The 21,641-nt window shown below is 47.7% G+C and carries 25 protein-coding genes and 2 tRNA genes; 19 read left to right on the plus strand and 8 right to left on the minus strand.

Annotated elements, in window-relative coordinates:
• Positions 1-8 precede the first annotated feature (8 nt).
• The 15 genes from ssaI to ssaU all read left to right on the plus strand — a co-directional run bounded on the left by ssaI (position 9) and on the right by ssaU (position 11,466).
• A complete protein-coding gene (gene ssaI / locus J4650_RS01770; protein ID WP_001574409.1) occupies positions 9-257 on the plus strand; it encodes a SctI family type III secretion system inner rod subunit SsaI in 249 nt (82 codons plus the stop codon).
• On the plus strand, positions 254-1,003 hold the full coding sequence (ssaJ, locus tag J4650_RS01775; protein WP_000862878.1) for an SPI-2 type III secretion system apparatus lipoprotein SsaJ: 750 nt from the start codon (positions 254-256) through the stop codon (positions 1,001-1,003). Before ssaI ends, ssaJ begins: the two co-directional genes overlap by 4 nt.
• A gap of 17 nt (positions 1,004-1,020) precedes the next feature.
• A complete protein-coding gene (locus tag J4650_RS01780) occupies positions 1,021-1,569 on the plus strand; it encodes a type III secretion system domain-containing protein (protein ID WP_001531605.1) in 549 nt (182 codons plus the stop codon).
• Positions 1,566-2,240, plus strand: a complete 675-nt coding sequence (ssaK, locus tag J4650_RS01785) for an SPI-2 type III secretion system apparatus protein SsaK (protein ID WP_000011203.1) — start codon at positions 1,566-1,568, stop codon at positions 2,238-2,240. The genes J4650_RS01780 and ssaK overlap by 4 nt, the downstream gene beginning before the upstream one ends.
• The gene (gene ssaL / locus J4650_RS01790) at positions 2,206-3,222 is read left to right on the plus strand and encodes an SPI-2 type III secretion system apparatus protein SsaL (protein WP_000238880.1); all 1,017 of its coding nucleotides are present in this window, start codon (positions 2,206-2,208) and stop codon (positions 3,220-3,222) included. The genes ssaK and ssaL overlap by 35 nt, the downstream gene beginning before the upstream one ends.
• 57 nt (positions 3,223-3,279) lie before the next feature.
• Entirely contained in the window at positions 3,280-3,648 is a 369-nt protein-coding gene (gene ssaM / locus J4650_RS01795; RefSeq protein ID WP_000383702.1) for an SPI-2 type III secretion system apparatus protein SsaM, read from the plus strand.
• Positions 3,633-5,678, plus strand: coding sequence for an SPI-2 type III secretion system apparatus protein SsaV (ssaV, locus tag J4650_RS01800; RefSeq protein ID WP_001258233.1), 2,046 nt, complete (start codon positions 3,633-3,635; stop codon positions 5,676-5,678). Before ssaM ends, ssaV begins: the two co-directional genes overlap by 16 nt.
• A complete protein-coding gene (ssaN, locus tag J4650_RS01805) occupies positions 5,668-6,969 on the plus strand; it encodes a SctN family type III secretion system ATPase SsaN (protein ID WP_000787213.1) in 1,302 nt (433 codons plus the stop codon). The genes ssaV and ssaN overlap by 11 nt, the downstream gene beginning before the upstream one ends.
• A gap of 2 nt (positions 6,970-6,971) precedes the next feature.
• Entirely contained in the window at positions 6,972-7,349 is a 378-nt protein-coding gene (ssaO, locus tag J4650_RS01810) for an SPI-2 type III secretion system apparatus protein SsaO (protein WP_000449089.1), read from the plus strand.
• Positions 7,330-7,704: an SPI-2 type III secretion system apparatus protein SsaP gene (gene ssaP / locus J4650_RS01815; protein ID WP_001223313.1), complete on the plus strand. Its 375-nt coding sequence runs from the start codon at positions 7,330-7,332 to the stop codon at positions 7,702-7,704. The genes ssaO and ssaP overlap by 20 nt, the downstream gene beginning before the upstream one ends.
• Positions 7,685-8,653: an SPI-2 type III secretion system cytoplasmic ring protein SsaQ gene (ssaQ, locus tag J4650_RS01820; RefSeq protein WP_000944191.1), complete on the plus strand. Its 969-nt coding sequence runs from the start codon at positions 7,685-7,687 to the stop codon at positions 8,651-8,653. The genes ssaP and ssaQ overlap by 20 nt, the downstream gene beginning before the upstream one ends.
• 67 nt (positions 8,654-8,720) lie before the next feature.
• The gene (gene ssaR / locus J4650_RS01825) at positions 8,721-9,368 is read left to right on the plus strand and encodes an SPI-2 type III secretion system export apparatus protein SsaR (protein WP_000056367.1); all 648 of its coding nucleotides are present in this window, start codon (positions 8,721-8,723) and stop codon (positions 9,366-9,368) included.
• Positions 9,365-9,631 carry an SPI-2 type III secretion system apparatus protein SsaS gene (gene ssas, locus J4650_RS01830; protein WP_000999982.1) on the plus strand — a complete coding sequence of 89 codons (267 nt, stop codon included), beginning with the start codon at positions 9,365-9,367 and terminating at the stop codon, positions 9,629-9,631. Before ssaR ends, ssas begins: the two co-directional genes overlap by 4 nt.
• Positions 9,632-10,411, plus strand: coding sequence for an SPI-2 type III secretion system apparatus protein SsaT (ssaT, locus tag J4650_RS01835; protein WP_023993762.1), 780 nt, complete (start codon positions 9,632-9,634; stop codon positions 10,409-10,411).
• Positions 10,408-11,466, plus strand: coding sequence for an SPI-2 type III secretion system apparatus protein SsaU (gene ssaU / locus J4650_RS01840; protein WP_001291716.1), 1,059 nt, complete (start codon positions 10,408-10,410; stop codon positions 11,464-11,466). The genes ssaT and ssaU overlap by 4 nt, the downstream gene beginning before the upstream one ends.
• A 157-nt stretch (positions 11,467-11,623) precedes the next feature.
• On the opposite strand, the gene J4650_RS01845 is transcribed toward ssaU, so the two are convergent.
• From J4650_RS01845 to mdtK, 3 genes are all read right to left on the minus strand, one after another.
• Positions 11,624-11,700 (minus strand) — tRNA-Val (locus tag J4650_RS01845).
• A 10-nt stretch (positions 11,701-11,710) separates the two neighbouring features.
• Positions 11,711-11,787: transfer RNA gene (locus J4650_RS01850), tRNA-Val, on the minus strand.
• Between the two features lie 151 nt (positions 11,788-11,938).
• Entirely contained in the window at positions 11,939-13,312 is a 1,374-nt protein-coding gene (mdtK, locus tag J4650_RS01855; protein ID WP_001175077.1) for a multidrug efflux MATE transporter MdtK, read from the minus strand.
• A 216-nt stretch (positions 13,313-13,528) separates the two neighbouring features.
• Here mdtK and J4650_RS01860 point away from each other — a divergent pair, with 216 nt between their 5' ends.
• Positions 13,529-14,170: a riboflavin synthase gene (locus J4650_RS01860; protein ID WP_000493972.1), complete on the plus strand. Its 642-nt coding sequence runs from the start codon at positions 13,529-13,531 to the stop codon at positions 14,168-14,170.
• A gap of 41 nt (positions 14,171-14,211) precedes the next feature.
• Here J4650_RS01860 and cfa read toward each other — a convergent pair whose 3' ends face one another.
• Both cfa and punC read right to left on the minus strand, forming a co-directional pair.
• Positions 14,212-15,360 (minus strand): cyclopropane fatty acyl phospholipid synthase, encoded by a 1,149-nt coding sequence (gene cfa / locus J4650_RS01865; protein ID WP_000098879.1) that lies wholly within the window; start codon positions 15,358-15,360, stop codon positions 14,212-14,214.
• A 289-nt stretch (positions 15,361-15,649) separates the two neighbouring features.
• A complete protein-coding gene (gene punC / locus J4650_RS01870; RefSeq protein ID WP_001182316.1) occupies positions 15,650-16,855 on the minus strand; it encodes a purine nucleoside transporter PunC in 1,206 nt (401 codons plus the stop codon).
• A 112-nt stretch (positions 16,856-16,967) separates the two neighbouring features.
• On the opposite strand from punC, the gene punR reads away from it, so the two are divergent.
• Positions 16,968-17,900: a DNA-binding transcriptional activator PunR gene (gene punR, locus J4650_RS01875; RefSeq protein ID WP_000269523.1), complete on the plus strand. Its 933-nt coding sequence runs from the start codon at positions 16,968-16,970 to the stop codon at positions 17,898-17,900.
• On the opposite strand, the gene purR is transcribed toward punR, so the two are convergent.
• Positions 17,897-18,922 carry an HTH-type transcriptional repressor PurR gene (gene purR, locus J4650_RS01880; protein WP_000190992.1) on the minus strand — a complete coding sequence of 342 codons (1,026 nt, stop codon included), beginning with the start codon at positions 18,920-18,922 and terminating at the stop codon, positions 17,897-17,899. The two genes, punR and purR, sit on opposite strands and share 4 nt — an antisense overlap.
• Before the next feature lie 295 nt (positions 18,923-19,217).
• Here purR and J4650_RS01885 point away from each other — a divergent pair, with 295 nt between their 5' ends.
• A complete protein-coding gene (locus tag J4650_RS01885) occupies positions 19,218-19,307 on the plus strand; it encodes a YnhF family membrane protein (RefSeq protein WP_000102277.1) in 90 nt (29 codons plus the stop codon).
• 82 nt (positions 19,308-19,389) lie between these two features.
• Here the strand turns inward: J4650_RS01885 and sodB are convergent, their stop codons facing one another.
• Positions 19,390-19,971: a superoxide dismutase [Fe] gene (sodB, locus tag J4650_RS01890; RefSeq protein ID WP_020438077.1), complete on the minus strand. Its 582-nt coding sequence runs from the start codon at positions 19,969-19,971 to the stop codon at positions 19,390-19,392.
• A 126-nt stretch (positions 19,972-20,097) separates the two neighbouring features.
• Positions 20,098-20,919, minus strand: coding sequence for a C40 family peptidase (locus J4650_RS01895; RefSeq protein ID WP_001779739.1), 822 nt, complete (start codon positions 20,917-20,919; stop codon positions 20,098-20,100).
• Between the two features lie 335 nt (positions 20,920-21,254).
• Between J4650_RS01895 and grxD the strand changes: the two genes are divergently transcribed.
• Positions 21,255-21,602 carry a monothiol glutaredoxin 4 gene (gene grxD, locus J4650_RS01900; protein WP_000108176.1) on the plus strand — a complete coding sequence of 116 codons (348 nt, stop codon included), beginning with the start codon at positions 21,255-21,257 and terminating at the stop codon, positions 21,600-21,602.
• The last annotated feature ends 39 nt before the right edge of the window (positions 21,603-21,641 follow it).

The following is a 21,641-nucleotide window of genomic DNA, read 5'->3' on the forward strand; positions in this document are numbered from 1 at the left end:
TTTCTGATATGAGCGTAGTGCCTGTAAGCACTCAATCTTATGTAAAGTCCTCTGCAGAACCGAGCCAGGAGCAAATTAATTTTTTTGAACAATTGCTGAAAGATGAAGCATCCACCAGTAACGCCAGTGCTTTATTACCGCAGGTTATGTTGACCAGACAAATGGATTATATGCAGTTAACGGTAGGCGTCGATTATCTTGCCAGAATATCAGGCGCAGCATCGCAAGCGCTTAATAAGCTGGATAACATGGCATGAAGGTTCATCGTATAGTATTTCTTACTGTCCTTACGTTCTTTCTTACGGCATGTGATGTGGATCTTTATCGCTCATTGCCAGAAGATGAAGCGAATCAAATGCTGGCATTACTTATGCAGCATCATATTGATGCGGAAAAAAAACAGGAAGAGGATGGTGTAACCTTACGTGTCGAGCAGTCGCAGTTTATTAATGCGGTTGAGCTACTTAGACTTAACGGTTATCCGCATAGGCAGTTTACAACGGCGGATAAGATGTTTCCGGCTAATCAGTTAGTGGTATCACCCCAGGAAGAACAGCAGAAGATTAATTTTTTAAAAGAACAAAGAATTGAAGGAATGCTGAGTCAGATGGAGGGCGTGATTAATGCAAAAGTGACCATTGCGCTACCGACTTATGATGAGGGAAGTAACGCTTCTCCGAGCTCAGTTGCCGTATTTATAAAATATTCACCTCAGGTCAATATGGAGGCCTTTCGGGTAAAAATTAAAGATTTAATAGAGATGTCAATCCCTGGGTTGCAATACAGTAAGATTAGTATCTTGATGCAGCCTGCTGAATTCAGAATGGTACCTGATGTACCCGCCAGACAAACATTCTGGATTATGGACGTGATCAACGCCAATAAAGGGAAGGTGGAGAAGTGGTTGATGAAATACCCTTATCAGTTGATGTTATCGTTGACAGGACTGTTATTAGGAGTGGGCATCCTGATCGGCTATTTTTGCCTGAGACGCCGTTTTTGAGCCGACCTGATCCCGAGGTGTTGCAACTTTATCGTTATTTCTGGCAACCTGCTCGTTACGCTGTACCGGAATGGCTGGATAAGCTGGGTTTTCATCCTTCAAACTGCTGGCGTTATGGCGATCGGCCCGAGTTGGATCGTCTTCTTGACAGAGCGTTAAATAGACTAAGAGGAAGCTCTGTTATTCCAGCCTGTTTAAATGACAGGCAAAAACGGCAGGTTCGTCTTGCGCCGCGTATATCGGCATTTGCCTTTGGGCTGGGATTATTCAAACTCAGGTGTAGTGACTATTTTATGCTACCAGAGTATCGGCAATTGCTTCTACAGTGGTTTAGCGAGGATGAGATCTGGCAGCTATATGGTTGGTTGGGGCAAAGAGATGGCAAATTACTTCCTCCGCAAGTGATGCAACAAACTGCATTGCAGATCGGTACCGCCATTCTTAATCGGGAAGCGCATGACGATGCGGTTTTACATGCGCTATTAGTATTATTACCCCCTCCGCAGCGTATACTTTGGCCGAAGACTTCTCTTACCGAGATTATCTTCATGGAGCATTTGCTATGAGTTTTACTTCACTTCCTCTGACGGAAATTAACCATAAGCTACCCGCTCGAAATATTATTGAGTCACAGTGGATAACATTACAATTAACTTTATTTGCGCAAGAGCAACAAGCTAAGAGAGTTTCACATGCTATTGTGAGCTCCGCTTACCGTAAGGCTGAAAAAATCATCCGAGACGCCTATCGTTATCAGCGTGAACAGAAAGTTGAGCAGCAACAAGAACTAGCGTGCTTGCGTAAAAATACGCTGGAAAAAATGGAAGTGGAATGGCTGGAACAGCATGTAAAACATTTACAAGAAGATGAAAATCAATTTCGTTCATTGGTCGATCACGCAGCGCATCATATTAAAAATAGTATAGAACAGGTTCTGTTGGCCTGGTTCGACCAACAGTCGGTAGACAGTGTTATGTGCCATCGTCTGGCACGCCAGGCCACGGCTATGGCGGAAGAGGGAGCGCTTTATTTGCGTATTCATCCTGAAAAAGAGGCATTGATGCGTGAAACTTTTGGCAAGCGGTTTACGTTGATTATCGAGCCTGGTTTCTCTCCCGATCAGGCTGAACTTTCCTCAACACGATATGCCGTTGAGTTTTCACTTTCTCGTCATTTCAACGCGTTACTGAAATGGTTACGTAATGGTGAAGATAAAAGAGGTAGCGATGAATATTAAAATTAATGAGATAAAAATGACGCCCCCTACAGCATTTACCCCTGGCCAGGTTATAGAGGAACAAGAGGTTATTTCGCCTTCAATGTTAGCTCTCCAGGAGTTACAGGAAACGACGGGGGCAGCGCTCTATGAGACGATGGAAGAAATAGGAATGGCGCTGAGTGGTAAACTGCGCGAAAGTAATAAATTCACTGATGCTGAGAAACTGGAGCGCAGGCAGCAGGCTTTGCTGCGTTTGATAAAACAAATACAGGAGGATAATGGGGCAGCGTTGCGTCCGCTTACCGAAGAGAATAGTGATCCTGATTTACAGAATGCGTATCAAATTATCGCTCTTGCAATGGCGCTTACTGCCGGCGGGTTGTCAAAAAAGAAAAAACGCGATTTGCAATCGCAACTGGATACGCTTACAGCGGAGGAGGGATGGGAACTTGCCGTTTTTAGTTTACTGGAACTTGGCGAAGTGGATACCGCTACGCTGTCCTCGCTGAAGCGTTTTATGCAACAGGCGATAGACAACGATGAAATGCCCTTATCGCAGTGGTTCAGACGCGTGGCAGACTGGCCGGATCGCTGTGAACGGGTCCGTATTTTGCTAAGAGCAATAGCCTTTGAACTTAGCATATGCATCGAACCCTCGGAGCAAAGTCGTTTGGCCGCAGCATTAGTACGTTTGCGTCGTTTGCTGTTATTCCTTGGCCTTGAAAAAGAGTGCCAGCGTGAGGAGTGGATTTGCCAGTTGCCGCCTAATACATTACTGCCGCTACTACTCGATATTATTTGTGAGCGCTGGCTTTTCAGTGATTGGTTGCTTGATAGACTTACCGCTATAGTTTCTTCATCGAAGATGTTCAATCGGTTACTCCAACAACTTGATGCGCAGTTTATGCTGATACCCGATAACTGTTTTAACGACGAAGATCAACGTGAACAAATTCTCGAAACGCTTCGTGAAGTAAAGATAAATCAGGTTTTATTCTGATACCTGGCTTTCAATATTTAGGTAAATTGGCTTTCTGGCTCATCATGAGGCGTCAGGATGGATTGGGATCTCATTACTGAACGTAATATTCAGCTTTTTATTCAATTAGCAGGATTAGCTGAACGGCCTTTAGCGACCAATATGTTCTGGCGGCAAGGACAATATGAAACCTATCTAAACTATCATAACGGTCGTATTCACTTATGTCAGATACTCAAGCAAACCTTCTTAGACGAAGAACTGCTTTTTAAAGCGTTGGCTAACTGGAAACCCGCAGCGTTCCAGGGTATTCCTCAACGATTATTTTTGTTGCGCGATGGGCTTGCAATGAGTTGTTCTCCACCTCTTTCCAGCTCCGCCGAGCTCTGGTTACGATTACATCATCGACAAATAAAATTTCTGGAGTCGCAATGCGTTCATGGTTAGGTGAGGGAGTCAGGGCGCAACAGTGGCTCAGTGTATGCGCGGGTCGGCAGGATATGGTTCTGGCGACGGTGTTATTAATCGCTATTGTGATGATGCTGTTACCTTTGCCGACCTGGATGGTTGATATCCTGATTACTATCAACCTTATGTTTTCAGTGATCCTGCTCTTAATTGCTATTTATCTTAGTGACCCTCTCGATTTATCGGTATTTCCGTCTTTATTACTTATTACTACATTATATCGTTTGTCACTCACAATCAGCACATCACGGCTGGTACTGTTACAACATAATGCCGGTAATATTGTGGATGCTTTCGGTAAGTTTGTCGTAGGAGGAAATCTCACCGTTGGGTTGGTCGTATTTACCATCATTACTATCGTGCAATTTATTGTCATTACAAAAGGTATCGAGAGGGTGGCGGAAGTTAGCGCACGTTTCTCGCTTGATGGGATGCCAGGCAAACAAATGAGTATCGATGGCGATTTGCGTGCCGGAGTTATCGATGCAGACCATGCCCGTACATTAAGACAGCATGTCCAGCAGGAAAGCCGCTTTCTCGGTGCGATGGACGGTGCGATGAAATTTGTTAAAGGCGATACGATTGCCGGTATTATTGTTGTTCTGGTGAACATTATCGGCGGTATCATTATCGCTATCGTACAATATGATATGTCGATGAGTGAGGCTGTTCACACTTATAGCGTACTGTCAATCGGAGATGGTTTATGTGGGCAAATTCCATCGCTGCTGATTTCCCTTAGCGCGGGAATTATTGTCACCCGTGTCCCGGGTGAGAAACGCCAGAACCTGGCGACAGAGTTGAGTTCTCAAATTGCCAGACAACCTCAGTCGCTCATATTAACCGCTGTGGTTTTAATGCTCCTCGCTTTAATTCCTGGCTTTCCTTTTATCACTCTCGCTTTCTTTTCAGCGTTGTTAGCATTGCCAATTATCCTCATTCGCCGCAAAAAGTCTGTGGTTTCCGCAAATGGCGTCGAAGCACCGGAAAAAGATAGTATGGTTCCCGGCGCATGTCCTCTAATCTTACGTCTTACCCCGACGTTACATTCTGCCGACCTGATTCGTGATATTGACGCCATGAGATGGTTTTTATTTGAGGATACCGGCGTCCCTCTCCCTGAGGTGAATATTGAGGTTTTGCCTGAACCCACCGAAAAATTGACGGTACTGCTATATCAGGAACCCGTATTTAGTTTATCTATTCCCGCTCAGGCGGATTATTTATTGATAGGCGCGGACGCTAGTGTGGTGGGTGACAGCCAGACGTTACCGAACGGGATGGGGCAGATCTGTTGGCTTACAAAAGACATGGCCCATAAGGCGCAAGGTTTTGGACTGGACGTTTTCGCGGGCAGCCAACGTATCTCTGCCTTATTAAAATGTGTCCTGCTTCGGCATATGGGAGAGTTTATTGGTGTTCAGGAAACGCGTTATCTAATGAATGCGATGGAAAAAAACTACTCTGAGCTGGTGAAAGAGCTTCAGCGCCAGTTACCCATTAATAAAATCGCTGAAACTTTGCAACGGCTTGTATCAGAGCGGGTTTCTATTAGAGATTTACGTCTTATTTTCGGCACCTTAATTGACTGGGCGCCACGTGAAAAAGATGTCCTGATGTTGACAGAATATGTCCGTATCGCGCTTCGCCGTCATATTCTGCGTCGTCTTAATCCGGAAGGAAAACCGCTGCCGATTTTGCGGATCGGCGAAGGTATTGAGAACCTCGTGCGTGAATCCATTCGCCAGACGGCAATGGGGACCTATACTGCGCTGTCGTCTCGTCATAAGACGCAGATCCTGCAACTTATCGAGCAGGCGCTGAAGCAGTCAGCCAAATTATTCATTGTCACTTCTGTCGACACCCGACGTTTCTTGCGAAAAATTACAGAAGCCACCTTGTTCGACGTACCGATTTTGTCATGGCAGGAATTAGGAGAGGAGAGCCTTATACAAGTGGTAGAAAGTATTGACCTTAGCGAAGAGGAGTTGGCGGACAATGAAGAATGAATTGATGCAACGTCTGAGGCTGAAATATCCGCCCCCCGATGGTTATTGTCGATGGGGCCGAATTCAGGATGTCAGCGCAACGTTGTTAAATGCGTGGTTGCCTGGGGTATTTATGGGCGAGTTGTGCTGTATAAAGCCTGGAGAAGAACTTGCTGAAGTCGTGGGGATTAATGGCAGTAAAGCTTTGCTATCTCCTTTTACGAGTACTATCGGACTTCACTGCGGGCAGCAAGTGATGGCCTTAAGGCGACGCCATCAGGTTCCTGTGGGCGAAGCGTTATTAGGGCGAGTCATTGATGGTTTTGGTCGTCCCCTTGATGGCCGCGAACTGCCCGACGTCTGCTGGAAAGACTATGATGCAATGCCTCCTCCCGCAATGGTTCGACAGCCTATCACTCAACCATTAATGACGGGGATTCGCGCTATTGATAGCGTTGCGACCTGTGGCGAAGGGCAACGAGTGGGTATTTTTTCTGCTCCTGGCGTGGGCAAAAGCACGCTTCTGGCGATGCTGTGTAATGCGCCAGACGCAGACAGCAATGTTCTGGTGTTAATTGGTGAACGTGGACGAGAAGTCCGCGAGTTCATCGATTTTACACTGTCTGAAGAGACCCGAAAACGTTGTGTCATTGTTGTCGCAACCTCTGACAGACCCGCCTTAGAGCGCGTGAGGGCGCTGTTTGTGGCCACCACGATAGCAGAATTTTTTCGCGATAATGGAAAGCGAGTCGTCTTGCTTGCCGACTCACTGACGCGTTATGCCAGGGCCGCACGGGAAATCGCTCTGGCCGCCGGAGAGACCGCGGTTTCTGGAGAATATCCGCCAGGCGTATTTAGTGCATTGCCACGACTTTTAGAACGTACAGGAATGGGGGAAAAAGGCAGTATTACCGCATTTTATACGGTACTGGTGGAAGGCGATGATATGAATGAGCCGTTGGCGGATGAAGTCCGTTCACTACTTGATGGACATATTGTGCTATCCCGGCGGCTTGCAGAGAGGGGGCATTATCCTGCCATTGACGTGTTGGCAACGCTCAGCCGCGTTTTTCCAGTCGTTACCAGCCATGAGCATCGTCAACTGGCGGCGATATTGCGACGGTGCCTGGCGCTTTACCAGGAGGTTGAACTATTAATACGCATTGGGGAATACCAGCGAGGAGTTGATACAGATACTGACAAAGCCATTGATACCTATCCGGATATTTGCACATTTTTGCGACAAAGTAAGGATGAAGTATGCGGACCCGAGCTACTCATAGAAAAATTACACCAAATACTCACCGAGTGATCATGGAAACTTTGCTGGAGATAATCGCGCGGCGTGAAAAGCAATTACGCGGCAAACTTACCGTACTTGATCAGCAGCAACAGGCGATTATTACGGAACAGCAGATTTGCCAGACGCGCGCTTTAGCAGTGTCTACCAGACTGAAAGAATTAATGGGCTGGCAAGGTACGTTATCTTGTCATTTATTGTTGGATAAGAAACAACAAATGGCCGGGTTATTCACTCAGGCGCAGAGCTTTTTGACGCAACGGCAGCAGTTAGAGAATCAGTATCAGCAGCTTGTCTCCCGGCGAAGCGAATTACAGAAGAATTTTAATGCGCTTATGAAAAAGAAAGAAAAAATTACTATGGTATTAAGCGATGCGTATTACCAAAGTTGAGGGAAGTCTTGGGTTGCCATGCCAGTCTTATCAGGATGAGAACGAGGCGGAGGCGGAACGTATGGACTTTGAACAACTCATGCACCAGGCATTACCCATTGGTGAGAATAATCCTCCTGTAGCATTGAACAAGAACGTGGTTTTCACGCAACGTTATCGTGTTAGTGGCGGTTATCTTGACGGTGTAGAGTGTGAAGTATGTGAATCAGGGGGGCTAATCCAGTTAAGAATCAATGTCCCTCATCATGAAATTTACCGTTCGATGAAAGCGCTAAAGCAGTGGCTGGAGTCTCAGTTGCTGCATATGGGGTATATAATTTCCCTGGAGATATTCTATGTTAAGAATAGCGAATGAAGAGCGTCCGTGGGTGGAGATACTTCCAACGCAAGGCGCTACCATTGGTGAGCTGACATTGAGTATGCAACAATATCCAGTACAGCAAGGGACATTATTTACCATAAATTATCATAATGAGCTGGGTAGGGTGTGGATTGCAGAACAATGCTGGCAGCGCTGGTGTGAAGGGTTAATTGGCACCGCTAATCGATCGGCTATCGATCCTGAATTGCTATATGGAATAGCTGAATGGGGGCTGGCGCCGTTATTGCAAGCCAGTGATGCAACCCTCTGTCAGAACGAACCGCCAACATCCTGCAGTAATCTACCACATCAGCTAGCGTTGCATATTAAATGGACAGTTGAAGAACATGAGTTCCATAGCATTATTTTTACATGGCCAACGGGTTTTTTGCGCAATATAGTCGGAGAGCTTTCTGCTGAGCGACAACAGATTTATCCTGCCCCTCCTGTAGTAGTCCCTGTATATTCAGGCTGGTGCCAGCTTACGTTAATTGAACTTGAGTCTATCGAAATCGGCATGGGCGTTCGGATTCATTGCTTTGGCGACATCAGACTCGGTTTTTTTGCTATTCAACTACCTGGGGGGATCTACGCGAGGGTGTTGCTGACAGAGGATAACACGATGAAATTTGATGAATTAGTCCAGGATATCGAAACGCTACTTGCGTCAGGGAGTCCAATGTCAAAGAGTGACGGAACATCTTCAGTAGAACTTGAGCAGATACCACAACAGGTGCTCTTTGAGATCGGACGTGCGAGTCTGGAAATTGGACAATTACGACAACTTAAAACGGGGGACGTTTTGCCTGTAGGTGGATGTTTTGCGCCAGAGGTGACGATAAGAGTAAATGACCGTATTATTGGGCAAGGTGAGTTGATTGCCTGTGGCAATGAATTTATGGTGCGTATTACACGTTGGTATCTTTGCAAAAATACAGCGTAAACCTGATAAGAAAAATAATATGCGAACAATATAATAGCGTTCCAGGTCGTGTCATGAGAGATACAGTATGTCTTTACCCGATTCGCCTTTGCAACTGATTGGTATATTGTTTCTGCTTTCAATACTGCCTCTCATTATCGTCATGGGAACCTCTTTCCTTAAACTGGCGGTGGTATTTTCGATTTTACGAAATGCTCTGGGTATTCAACAAGTTCCCCCCAATATCGCACTGTATGGCCTCGCGCTTGTACTTTCCTTATTCATTATGGGGCCGACGCTATTAGCTGTAAAAGAGCGCTGGCATCCGGTTCAGGTCGCTGGCGCTCCTTTCTGGACGTCTGAGTGGGACAGTAAAGCATTAGCGCCTTATCGACAGTTTTTGCAAAAAAACTCTGAAGAGAAGGAAGCCAATTATTTTCGGAATTTGATAAAACGAACCTGGCCTGAAGACATAAAAAGAAAGATAAAACCTGATTCTTTGCTAATATTAATTCCGGCATTTACGGTGAGTCAGTTAACGCAGGCATTTCGGATTGGATTACTTATTTATCTTCCCTTTCTGGCTATTGACCTGCTTATTTCAAATATACTGCTGGCTATGGGGATGATGATGGTATCGCCAATGACCATTTCATTACCGTTTAAGCTGCTAATATTTTTACTGGCAGGCGGTTGGGATCTGACACTGGCGCAATTGGTACAGAGCTTTTCATGAATGATTCTGAATTAACGCAATTTGTAACGCAACTTTTATGGATCGTCCTTTTTACGTCTATGCCGGTGGTGTTGGTGGCATCGGTAGTTGGTGTCATCGTAAGCCTTGTTCAGGCCTTGACTCAAATACAGGACCAAACGCTACAGTTCATGATTAAATTATTGGCAATTGCAATAACCTTAATGGTCAGCTACCCATGGCTTAGCGGTATCCTGTTGAATTATACCCGGCAGATAATGTTACGAATTGGAGAGCATGGTTGAATGGCACAACAGGTAAATGAGTGGCTTATTGCATTGGCTGTGGCTTTTATTCGACCATTAAGCCTTTCTTTATTACTTCCCCTATTAAAAAGTGGCAGTTTAGGGGCCGCTCTTTTACGTAATGGCGTGCTTATGTCACTTACCTTTCCCATATTACCAATCATTTACCAGCAGAAGATTATGATGCATATTGGTAAAGATTACAGTTGGTTAGGGTTAGTCACCGGAGAGGTTATTATTGGTTTTTTAATTGGGTTTTGTGCGGCGGTTCCCTTTTGGGCCGTTGATATGGCGGGGTTTCTGCTTGATACTTTACGTGGCGCGACAATGGGTACGATATTCAATTCTACAATAGAAGCTGAAACCTCACTTTTTGGCTTGCTTTTCAGCCAGTTCTTGTGTGTTATTTTCTTTATAAGCGGCGACATGGAGTTTATATTAAACATTCTGTATGAGTCATATCAATATTTACCACCAGGGCGTACTTTATTATTTGACCAGCAATTTTTAAAATATATCCAGGCAGAGTGGAGAACGCTTTATCAATTATGTATCAGCTTCTCTCTTCCTGCCATAATATGTATGGTATTAGCCGATCTGGCTTTAGGTCTTTTAAATCGGTCGGCACAACAATTGAATGTGTTTTTCTTCTCAATGCCGCTCAAAAGTATATTGGTTCTACTGACGCTCCTGATCTCATTCCCTTATGCTCTTCATCACTATTTGGTTGAAAGCGATAAATTTTATATTTATCTAAAAGACTGGTTTCCATCTGTATGAGCGAGAAAACAGAACAGCCTACAGAAAAGAAATTACGTGATGGCCGTAAGGAAGGGCAGGTTGTCAAAAGCATTGAAATAACATCATTATTTCAGCTGATTGCGCTTTATTTGTATTTTCATTTCTTTACTGAAAAGATGATTTTGATACTGATTGAGTCAATAACTTTCACATTACAATTAGTAAATAAACCATTTTCTTATGCATTAACGCAATTGAGTCATGCTTTAATAGAGTCACTGACTTCTGCACTGCTGTTTCTGGGCGCTGGGGTAATAGTTGCTACTGTGGGTAGCGTGTTTCTTCAGGTGGGGGTGGTTATTGCCAGCAAGGCCATTGGTTTTAAAAGCGAGCATATAAATCCGGTAAGTAATTTTAAGCAGATATTCTCTTTACATAGCGTAGTAGAATTATGTAAATCCAGCCTAAAAGTTATCATGCTATCTCTTATCTTTGCCTTTTTCTTTTATTATTATGCCAGTACTTTTCGGGCGCTACCGTACTGTGGGTTAGCCTGTGGCGTGCTTGTGGTTTCTTCTTTAATAAAATGGTTATGGGTAGGGGTGATGGTTTTTTATATCGTCGTTGGCATACTGGACTATTCTTTTCAATATTATAAGATTAGAAAAGATCTAAAAATGAGTAAAGATGACGTAAAACAGGAGCATAAAGATCTGGAGGGCGACCCTCAAATGAAGACGCGGCGTCGGGAAATGCAGAGTGAAATACAAAGTGGGAGTTTAGCTCAATCTGTTAAACAATCTGTTGCGGTAGTGCGTAATCCAACGCATATTGCGGTTTGTCTTGGCTATCATCCCACCGATATGCCAATACCACGCGTCCTGGAAAAAGGCAGTGATGCTCAAGCTAACTATATTGTTAACATCGCTGAACGCAACTGCATCCCCGTTGTTGAAAATGTTGAGCTGGCCCGCTCATTATTTTTTGAAGTGGAACGCGGAGATAAAATTCCTGAAACGTTATTTGAACCCGTTGCAGCCTTGTTACGTATGGTGATGAAGATAGATTATGCGCATTCTACCGAAACACCATAAATGCTTTTGGTATGCTTCTTCAGGCCACTGCGAAGGTTAAGAGGGTAATAGCGTATAGAGCAGTGCTTGACGATAAAGGTGAGAGACTGAAAATAATCGCTTTTAGCCTGGCACAAGCACCAGATAGCGTATTATAAAATTAAACAAGATAATGGATTGGTGCGTCTGAATGGACTCGAACCATCGACCCCCACCATGTCAAGGTGGTGCTCTAACCAACTGAGCTACAGACGCATTAAAATGATGGTGCGTTCAATTGGACTCGAACCAACGACCCCCACCATGTCAAGGTGGTGCTCTAACCAACTGAGCTATGAACGCAACGTTGTAGGTGACAACGGGGACGAATATTAGCGTCACAACCGCAATGAGGCAAGAGGGAAATCGCAATTTTCTTCCTGAAATCACCTGATTGCGGGGGAAATATGCAACATGTCGAGAAAATAGCCGCCATGCGACGGCTATCGTCGTATTATCGCGCAGCGCGCTGCAAAATGATGGCGGACGGCTGACGTTGTAGATAGCGCATCCGTAGCATCATTAACACCGCCGCCGAGGTCAGGCCGATGATGAACCCCATCCAGAAGCCTGCCGGTCCCATACGATCCACCACCAAATCCGTTAACGCCAGGATATAACCGCTGGGTAAACCTAACACCCAGTAGGCGGTAAAGGTGATAAAAAAGATGGAACGCGTATCTTTATAACCGCGCAGAATACCGCTGCCGATAACCTGTATAGAGTCGGAAATCTGGTAAACCGCAGCGAGCAGCATTAATTGCGCGGCAAGCGCCACGACCTCAGGGTTGTCATTGTAGAGCAAAGCAATATGCTTACGCAGAGTAACGGTAAAAATAGCGGTAACCACAGCCATACAAATGCCGACGCCTAAACCGGTACGCGCTGCGGTTTGCGCATCCAGCGTTGAGCCCTGGCCCAGACGATAACCCACTCGAATCGTTACCGCCGCAGCCAGCGACATCGGCAGTACGAACATCAGCGAGCTAAAGTTAAGCGCAATCTGATGACCGGCGACATCCACAATACCTAATGGCGAAACCAGCAGCGCAACGACCGCAAATAACGTCACTTCAAAGAACAGCGCCAGCGCAATCGGCAACCCCAGTTGAATCAGGCGCTTCATGACGACGCTATCGGGTTTGCCAAAGCCTTTTTCATTACGAATATCACGCATTGAACGCGCGTGTTTAATGTAAGAAAGCATGGCGATAAACATCACCCAATAGACCGCCGCAGTCGCAACGCCGCAGCCGATACCGCCGAGTTCCGGCATACCAAAATGGCCATAGATAAAAATATAGTTCACCGGAATATTCACCAGCAGGCCCAAAAATCCCATCACCATACCCGGTTTGGTTTTGGCCAGACCTTCGCACTGGTTTCGCGCTACCTGAAAGAAAAGGTATCCTGGCGCGCCCCACAGCAGCGCGCGAAGATAACCCACGGCTTTATCGGCCAGCGCCGGATCAATATTATGCATAGAGCGGATAATGTATCCGGCATTCCACAGGACGATCATCACCAGCACGGAGACAAAGCCCGCCAGCCAGAACCCTTGTCGAACCTGATGCGCGATACGCTCACGACGGCCGGAGCCATTGAGTTGCGCAATCACAGGCGTCAAGGCCAGCAGTAAGCCGTGACCAAACAAAATGGCGGGAAGCCAGATAGAGGTGCCGATAGCGACGGCAGCCATGTCCGTAGCGCTATAGCCTCCCGCCATGACGGTATCGACGAATCCCATTGCGGTCTGCGCCACTTGCGCAAGGATCACCGGTATCGCTAACGCTAATAACTGACGCGCTTCACTGGTATACTTCTGCACGTATTCACCTTTTATTTTGTTGTTATATGAAAGACTAAAAAGCCGCCGTAGTGGCAGCCAAAAGAAATAGCAGGGGAAATTTCAGTCTATTGTAGCGGGGTATTACTATTTCTCCAGTGAAAAAACAGTTGTTAACGGCGCATTGCTGGCAAGCTGTTTTTCCACCTGCTATTGTGCTGAACAGTTCTGCTTTTATTTATTTCAGGAGTTGAAGATATGTTTACGGGGATCGTACAGGGTACCGCGAAACTGGTATCGATTGATGAAAAACCCAACTTTCGCACCCATGTGGTGACGTTACCGGACTACATGCTGGAGGGGCTGGAGACGGGGGCGTCGGTAGCGCATAACGGATGCTGTTTGACGGTGACTGAAATAAACGGTAACCAGATAAGTTTTGATCTGATGAAAGAAACGTTGCGCATCACCAATCTGGGCGCGTTGAGGGTAGGTGATGAGGTCAACGTAGAGCGCGCCGCCAAATTCAGCGATGAAATCGGTGGTCATCTGATGTCGGGGCATATTATTACGACGGCGGAGATCGCGAAAATCCTGACCTCCGAAAATAACCATCAGGTGTGGTTTAAAGTGCAGGATGCGTCCCTGATGAAGTATATCCTGTACAAAGGCTTTATCGGCGTTGACGGTATCAGTTTGACCGTCGGCGAGGTAACGCCAACGCGCTTCTGCGTGCATCTCATTCCGGAAACGCTGGAACGTACTACGCTTGGCAGAAAAAAACTGGGTGAGCGTGTGAATATCGAGATCGATCCGCAAACGCAGGCGGTTGTCGATACCGTAGAACGCGTACTGGCTACACGAGAAAATGCGGTCAGAAATCAGGCCGACATTGGCTAACGGAAAATAAGATTCCCCCGCATGAAATGCGGGGGAGATGATTAGCGAGGAACGCGCAGACCGTTTTCAACGCCGCGCGTAAATACCACCTGCCAAAGCTGAATATCACGCGCGCGAAACGCACCCGCGCAGGCGTTGAGATAATAGCTGAACATACGTTTAAAGCGCTCGTTATAATTGCCCGCAATCTCTGGCCAGGCATTGATAAAGCGCTCGTGCCACGCCATCAGAGTCGTGTCATAGTCGGCGCCAAAGTTATGCCAGTCTTCCATTACAAAGTGTGATTCGCTGGCCTCGGCGATTTGACGAACAGACGGCAAGCAACCGTTGGGGAAAATATACTTATTGATCCACGGATCGACATTATGATCGGTTTTTTTAGAACCAATAGTATGGAGCAGGAAAAGACCATCCGGTTTTAAATTCCTGTCAACAACTTCAAAATAGGTGTTGTAGTTTTTTGGCCCGACATGTTCGAACATGCCGACGGAGACGATTCGGTCAAACTGATCGTTAAGGTCGCGATAATCTTCCAGGAGAATGGAGACATCCAGACCTTCGCAACGCGTCTGCGCCATTTTTTGTTGTTCAGCGGAGATCGTTACGCCCACCACGCTAACGCCATAATGGGTCGCCATATATTGCGACAGACCGCCCCAGCCGCAGCCGATATCCAGCACACGCATCCCCGGTTGTAGCTGTAGCTTTTCGCAAATTAATTTCAGCTTGGCTTGCTGTGCCGCTTCCAGCGTATCGGCATCTTTCCAGTAGGCGCAAGAATATTGCATATAGGGATCGAGCATACGGGAAAAAAGGTCATTACCAAGATCGTAATGTTCCTTGCCGACAATCCAGGCGCGTTTTTTACTTTGTAGATTAATCAGACGCGCGCCGAGGATACGGAGCGTATCTTTAACATGGTGGGGGAGTTGATTTTCAAGACCGGCACGTAAGACTTTGCTGAAGAAAATATCCAGACGCTCGCATTCCCACCAGCCATCCATGTAACTCTCACCTAACCCCAACGATCCTTCCTGAAGGACGCGTTTAAAAAAATCGGGATTCTTAACACGAATGTCAGACGGGGCGGAACCATTAATTGTAATATCCGCGCGACTTAACAATTCGTTGGCGATTCGGTACCAGTTATCATCCGGTACGCTGACTTCTTCTATACACGATGAACTCATAGTTTCTCCATCACTGGACGGTGATCAGAACCTTAAAACAGCGTAGACGCTTTTTTGGCTTTGTGAGAAATCCCACGGACAATTCCGTGAGCCAGTTATCCGACGTAGAACAGAGGAAGGGAGGAGCCCTTGCCGAAAAGGCCATCCATGGTGAATCGGGAACGCTCCGGTTCCCGTTAATGCCTAATAATTATCGTAATATAAACAACCGGGAATCAGTATAGGCCGCAATTTTTGATGATTCAACCGAAAATTGTTAGCGTGCTAATTACCAGCGGTTAACAAGTCTTTAGTGAGACTTGTCGTGGGCGACATTGGCATGGGGAAATCCGGTCTCAGCGCAATCTGCATGAGACTGCATTTTGTAACCTAACGCCGCCAGAACAACGGTAGAGAGCATTACGCTGGTGGTGGTCAGCAGCGGCGTGCTGATGAGCCATGAAACCACCAGGCTTGCCAGGAAACATAACCCCAGTTGCAGCGTATTTTGTAGCGCCGCAGCGCGCCCCGTGGCTTGAGGGAAAGGGCGTAACGCTTGCGCGACGACGATAGGGTAGATGGCGCCATTAGCAATCGCCATTACGCAGAAAGGAATCAGGATCTCCACCAGTGAGGCATTATTCAGAAGGCCCGCACCCCAGGTGGCGATAACGCTCAGCGCATACAGCCCTAACAGCCACGGAAGCAATTGGTAGCCCTGCCATTTTTGTAGCGCCGCGCGGCAACCATATCCGCCAATCAGAAAAGCGATGGTTTGCGGAACATAGCTCAGGCCAATCACTGCCGGGCTGTAACCCATCGCGCTGAGAATAAACGGGGACCCTGTTAGCCACGCAAAAAAGCTGGCGGAACAGGCGGCATAAATCAGCACATTACCGCGATAGGTTTTAGAGCGTAACAACGTCGCGAAAGTGAGTTTATCCTGTCCTTCGGTACGCGCTTTTACCGATGGTTTTAAGCGCAGCGCCGGCAACATCAGCAACAACGTAATCACGAATAGGGTGGCGAAAATCGCCTGCCATGAGAAATGCGTCAGTATCCAGCTTCCCAGTAAGGGCGCAAGCGCCGGGGATAATCCCACCAGTGGCATGATCGTGGCGAAGATACGGTTAATTTTTTGCGAAGGATAATAATCGGTCACCAGCGCTTGCCAGATTACCGTTGCCGCGCAAACGCCGACGGCCTGCACGAAGCGCAGCGTCAGCAGTGCTGCCGCGCTTTCTACCCACAGCATCCCCAGACTTCCGAGTGCAAAGATAGATAACCCCAGCAGTAAAATCGGTTTACGGCCATAACGATCCGATAGCGGTCCCCAGAGGAGTTGCGCGACGGCAAAGCCAGCTAAAAACAGGCTGAGGCTGGCGCTGACCGCGGCGGCAGGCGTTTGTAAATCCGCCTGTATGGCGGCAAACGCGGGCAGGTACATGTCCGTAGCCAGAAATCCCAGTACGCTAAGACCGGCTAACCAGACTAAAAAACCTTTTCCAGGTTGCATATTTGTTTCTCTTTCTTATCAGACAGACATTGTCGCAGAGTGTAGGGAGTGAAATTACGGTTGTGAAACGTTAATATTTGTCCAATGAATTCAAAATTTTTGTAGGCAAATTATGTGGTCGGAATACTCGCTTGAAGTGGTTGACGCCGTAGCGCGCAATGGCAGTTTTAGCGCGGCGGCGCAGGAACTGCACCGTGTGCCTTCAGCAGTCAGTTACACCGTTCGTCAGTTAGAGGAGTGGCTGGCCGTACCGCTTTTTGTACGACGTCACCGTGATGTTGAACTGACGCCTGCTGGCGTCTGGTTTTTAAAAGAAGGGCGTTCTGTTATCAAAAAAATGCAGATCACTCGCCAACAGTGTCAGCAAATTGCTAATGGCTGGCGCGGGCAGTTAGCTATTGCGGTGGACAATATCGTCAGACCAGAACGTACCCGGCAGATGATCGTCGATTTCTATCGCCATTTTGACGATGTGGAACTGCTGGTTTTTCAGGAGGTGTTTAACGGCGTCTGGGACGCGCTCTCCGACGGGCGTGTCGAACTGGCGATTGGGGCGACGCAGGCGATTCCGGTAGGGGGGCGTTACGCTTTTCGGGATATGGGGACCCTGAGCTGGAGCTGCGTAGTGGCAAGCGATCACCCGCTGGCGTCGATGCCGGGGCCGTTAAGCGACGATACCCTGCGCAACTGGCCGTCGCTGGTCAGGGAAGACACTTCGCGAACCTTACCGAAACGGATTACCTGGCTGCTGGATAACCAAAAAAGGGTCGTCGTACCGGACTGGGAGTCATCGGCAACCTGCCTGTCGGCAGGACTATGCGTGGGAATGGTGCCGACGCATTTTGCCCGACAGTGGATAGACAGCGGAAAATGGGTGGCGCTGACGTTAGAGAATCCGTTTCCCGATGCGGCCTGTTGCGTGACGTGGCAGCAAAACGAAGCCTCGCCCGCGCTGGCATGGCTGCTGGACTATTTGGGCGATAGCGAAACGTTGAATCGGGAGTGGCTGCGGGAGCCAGAAGAGGCTCCCGACAGTGGGGATTAACGCCGATAGTCGCGGAACGGGCCGTCAGCGACCGAGCGACGCTCAACCAGGCGTGGATGAACTTCAATAGACTGTGACTCTTCACGCTTATTGACGATGCGATCCAATAGCATATTAAATGCGGTTTCACCTAAAGAGTCTTTGGGCTGGTGAATCGTCGTCAGCGCCGGGGTAAAGAAACGGGCGTTACGCACATTGTCATAACCGATCACCGAAACGTCCTGCGGTACGCGAAGCCCCATTTCGTCAGCCGCGCAAAGCGCGCCCATCGCCATAATATCGCCGCCGCAGAAAACGGCGGTAGGGCGATGTGACTGCGATAAGATTTGCTGCATCGCGTGGTAACCGGACTCCGGCTCGAAGTCGCCCTGAACAATCCAGTTGTCCGGCACGTTGATCAGCGCCTCCTCCATGGCTTTCATAAAGCCTGCCAGCCGCCCCGCGCCGGTGTTGCGCTCCAGCGGGCCGGGAATAACGCCGATATCCCGGTGGCCGCGCTCAACCAGATAACGACCCGCCATATAGCCGCCTGCAAAGGCGTTATCAATCACCGTGTCGGTAAAATCGGCCTTCGCCTCACCCCAGTCCATCACCACCATCGGAATATGGCGATACTCTTCCAGCATGGAAAGCAGAGGTTCTGGATACTCAGAACACATCACCAGCAGGCCATCCACGCGCTTTTGCGCCATCATGGACAGGTAGGCGCGCTGTTTTTCCAGGTTATTCCAGGCGTTGCCTAAAATCAGCGTATAGCCTTTCTGGAAACAGTTTTTTTCAACCGCCTCGATAATTTCGGCAAAATAGGCCGCTTCGCTGCTGGTCGCCAGTAAGCCTATCGACTTGGTATGGTTAACCTTCAGGCTACGCGCGACGGCGCTGGGAGAGTAGTGCAGCTCTTTAATTGCCGCCCAGACCGCGTTACGCGTTTCTTCAGCGACAAAACGCGTTTTGTTGATTACGTGTGATACAGTTGTAGTGGAAACGTTTGCCCGTTTCGCTACATCTTTAATTGTTGCCATTACATTTCACTCCAGACCCTCGCTAAGCTCCTGAGAAACGCCAGGTAAACGTTTGCCTACACACACCCTAATCGCAACATCAGGGTTGCGGCACGCCGGAAAAACGACACGGAACGTCAGGAAGGGGTCAATGGCCGTTACGCTAATTCAGTAAGCCTGGAATTTTGTCTGATCTTGAGGAAAAGGGGAAGCGTTAAAAACAGTTATCAATATAAAACATGAGAGATTTTTGTGCGGGAATGTGCAAAAATGCGCTATATCACTTTTTGTGTGGGAATAAAAAGGAGAAAACTTGATGAGTACCGACCTGAAATTTTCGTTGATTACTACGCTGATTGTTCTGGGCGTGATTGTCGCAGGTGGATTAACGGCCGCTCTGCACTGATTTCCTCTCTTCTGAGGGTGGGCGTCTCCTCTATTCTATCCCTCTCTAAAACGCAGAAGGCGTACCTTCTGCGTACTCAGACTTATGCGGCGAGATTTTTCGCAACAAATTCCCAGTTAACCAGCGCCCAGAAATGCTCCAGATAGTTTGGACGGGCGTTGCGGTAGTCGATGTAATACGCGTGTTCCCACACATCAACCGTCAGTAACGGCGTTGCATCCGTAGTCAGCGGCGTACCGGCATTTGAGGTAGAAACGATAGCCAGTTTGCCATCAGCGCTTTTTACCAGCCATGTCCATCCGGAACCAAAGTTTTTGATAGCGGCATCGGTGAACTGCGCTTTAAATTCCGTGAAGCTGCCAAAAGATGCCGCGATAGCATCAGCCAGTTTCCCGGTCGGTTCGCCGCCAGCATTTGGCGCCAGGCAGTTCCAGTAGAAGGTGTGGTTCCACACCTGAGCGGCGTTATTAAAGATGCCGCCTTCGGAAGTGCGCACGATCTCTTCCAGCGATTTGCCTTCAAACGCCGTGCCTTTGATCAAATTGTTAAGATTGGTCACGTAAGTCTGATGATGTTTGCCATAGTGATATTCCAGCGTCTCAGCAGAAATATGCGGCGCCAGAGCATCTTTGGCATACGGTAATGCAGGTAATTCGAACGACATTGCTTCTCTCCTTATTATTAATATTGCGCACGCACAATACCCCTGGTGCGCGTAAGGATAGGGTAGCAAATTGAGCGGTGGCGCAAAAGAAGAAGTTATCCTGTCGTTAAACGACAGGATAAAATATTAGCGAATTGTTTTAGGCGTCATCACCCGGCGGGCGCCGACATAATGACGTTGCCAGTACTCTTCGTTCAGTGAGGTGATCTTAATTTCCTGACCGCTGCGCGGGGACTGAATAAACTTACCGTTGCCGACATAGACGCCAACGTGATCGGCGGTGCCGCGCCCCTGCGTACGAAAGAACACCAGATCGCCGTTTTTCAACTCGCTACGCTCAATGGGCGCCGCGTCACGCAGGTGATACATCTCATTCGCCGTTCGGGGGATACGGATCTTCACTAAATCTTTATAGGCATAATAAACCAGACCGCTGCAATCAAAACCGGTGCGCGGCGACGCGCCTCCCCAGTGATACGGTTTACCAATCTGATTCATGAGTTTGGACATCGCGGTTTTCGTCGCTTTTTGTACTTTTGCACGATGCGCATCGGCAATAGAGACCGGCAATGTTCCTTTCCCCTTCACGCAGTGCGGCTTACGGCCTTTACGCGTCGTGCATTTTTCCGTTACGTCGAGGGCGGCGATTGACGTGGGCGCGGTTCTGTTACGACGATGCGTCGTATGACGAGATTTCGTGGCGGCGGTGGTACGTTTTGGCGTAGAAGCGGAAGAAGAACGGCTGGTTTTTGAGGTTTTTTTTACGTTTTTTTTGCTGGTTTTACTGATCTTTTTCGTTGTGCTTTTCTTTTTATCTGCCGTTTTCGTGACATGAGAAACAGCAGGCGTCGCTTTGGCTTGCCTGGAAGCATGGGCCATTGGCGTAAAGGGGAGAGTAGTAAAAAGTAAAGCACAGAGCGTGATCGAGATTTTGTTTATCCGCGCCACTGAGCAATCCTCTGTTAAAGGCAGGCGATTCATGCCTGCGTATGATTTACAAAACCTGATAATTCTAATCTACAAAAGCACAGATTGGTAATTGCTTTTGGTTTCTGAAGCTGTGTTTCGTTAACAGATGTAAAAAAAATAGCAATTAATGCTAAACACGAACGCGTTATCGACGAATCACTGCGTGGCAACCCGCTTAAAAGATATTTTGTATACAACTTATTCCCGCAGACGGTAAAATAATAAGGCATGATGAAAATGTTATTTTCCGTTGCCAGCCTGACCCGTTACAATGACAGGCTTCAGTCGTAAAAGTAGTTTAAGGAAGCGAGACAATGAGCACCACTATCGAAAAAATTCAGCGCCAGATCGCTGAAAACCCGATTCTCCTGTATATGAAAGGTTCACCGAAACTGCCAAGCTGTGGTTTTTCTGCGCAGGCCGTTCAGGCGCTTTCAGCCTGCGGGGAACGTTTTGCCTATGTTGATATCCTGCAAAACCCGGATATTCGCGCTGAATTACCGAAATACGCCAACTGGCCGACATTCCCACAACTGTGGGTGGACGGCGAGCTGGTCGGCGGGTGTGATATTGTGATTGAGATGTATCAGCGTGGTGAGTTGCAGCAGCTTATTAAAGAAACTGCGGCAAAATATAAAACTCAGGAGCCGGACGCAGAGTAATCTGTGAAAGGGGAAAGCGACCTGTAAAGGTCGCTTTTT

This window comes from Salmonella sp. 32120201201600049SM (genome assembly GCF_017572835.1).
GTDB lineage: Bacteria > Pseudomonadota > Gammaproteobacteria > Enterobacterales > Enterobacteriaceae > Salmonella > Salmonella enterica.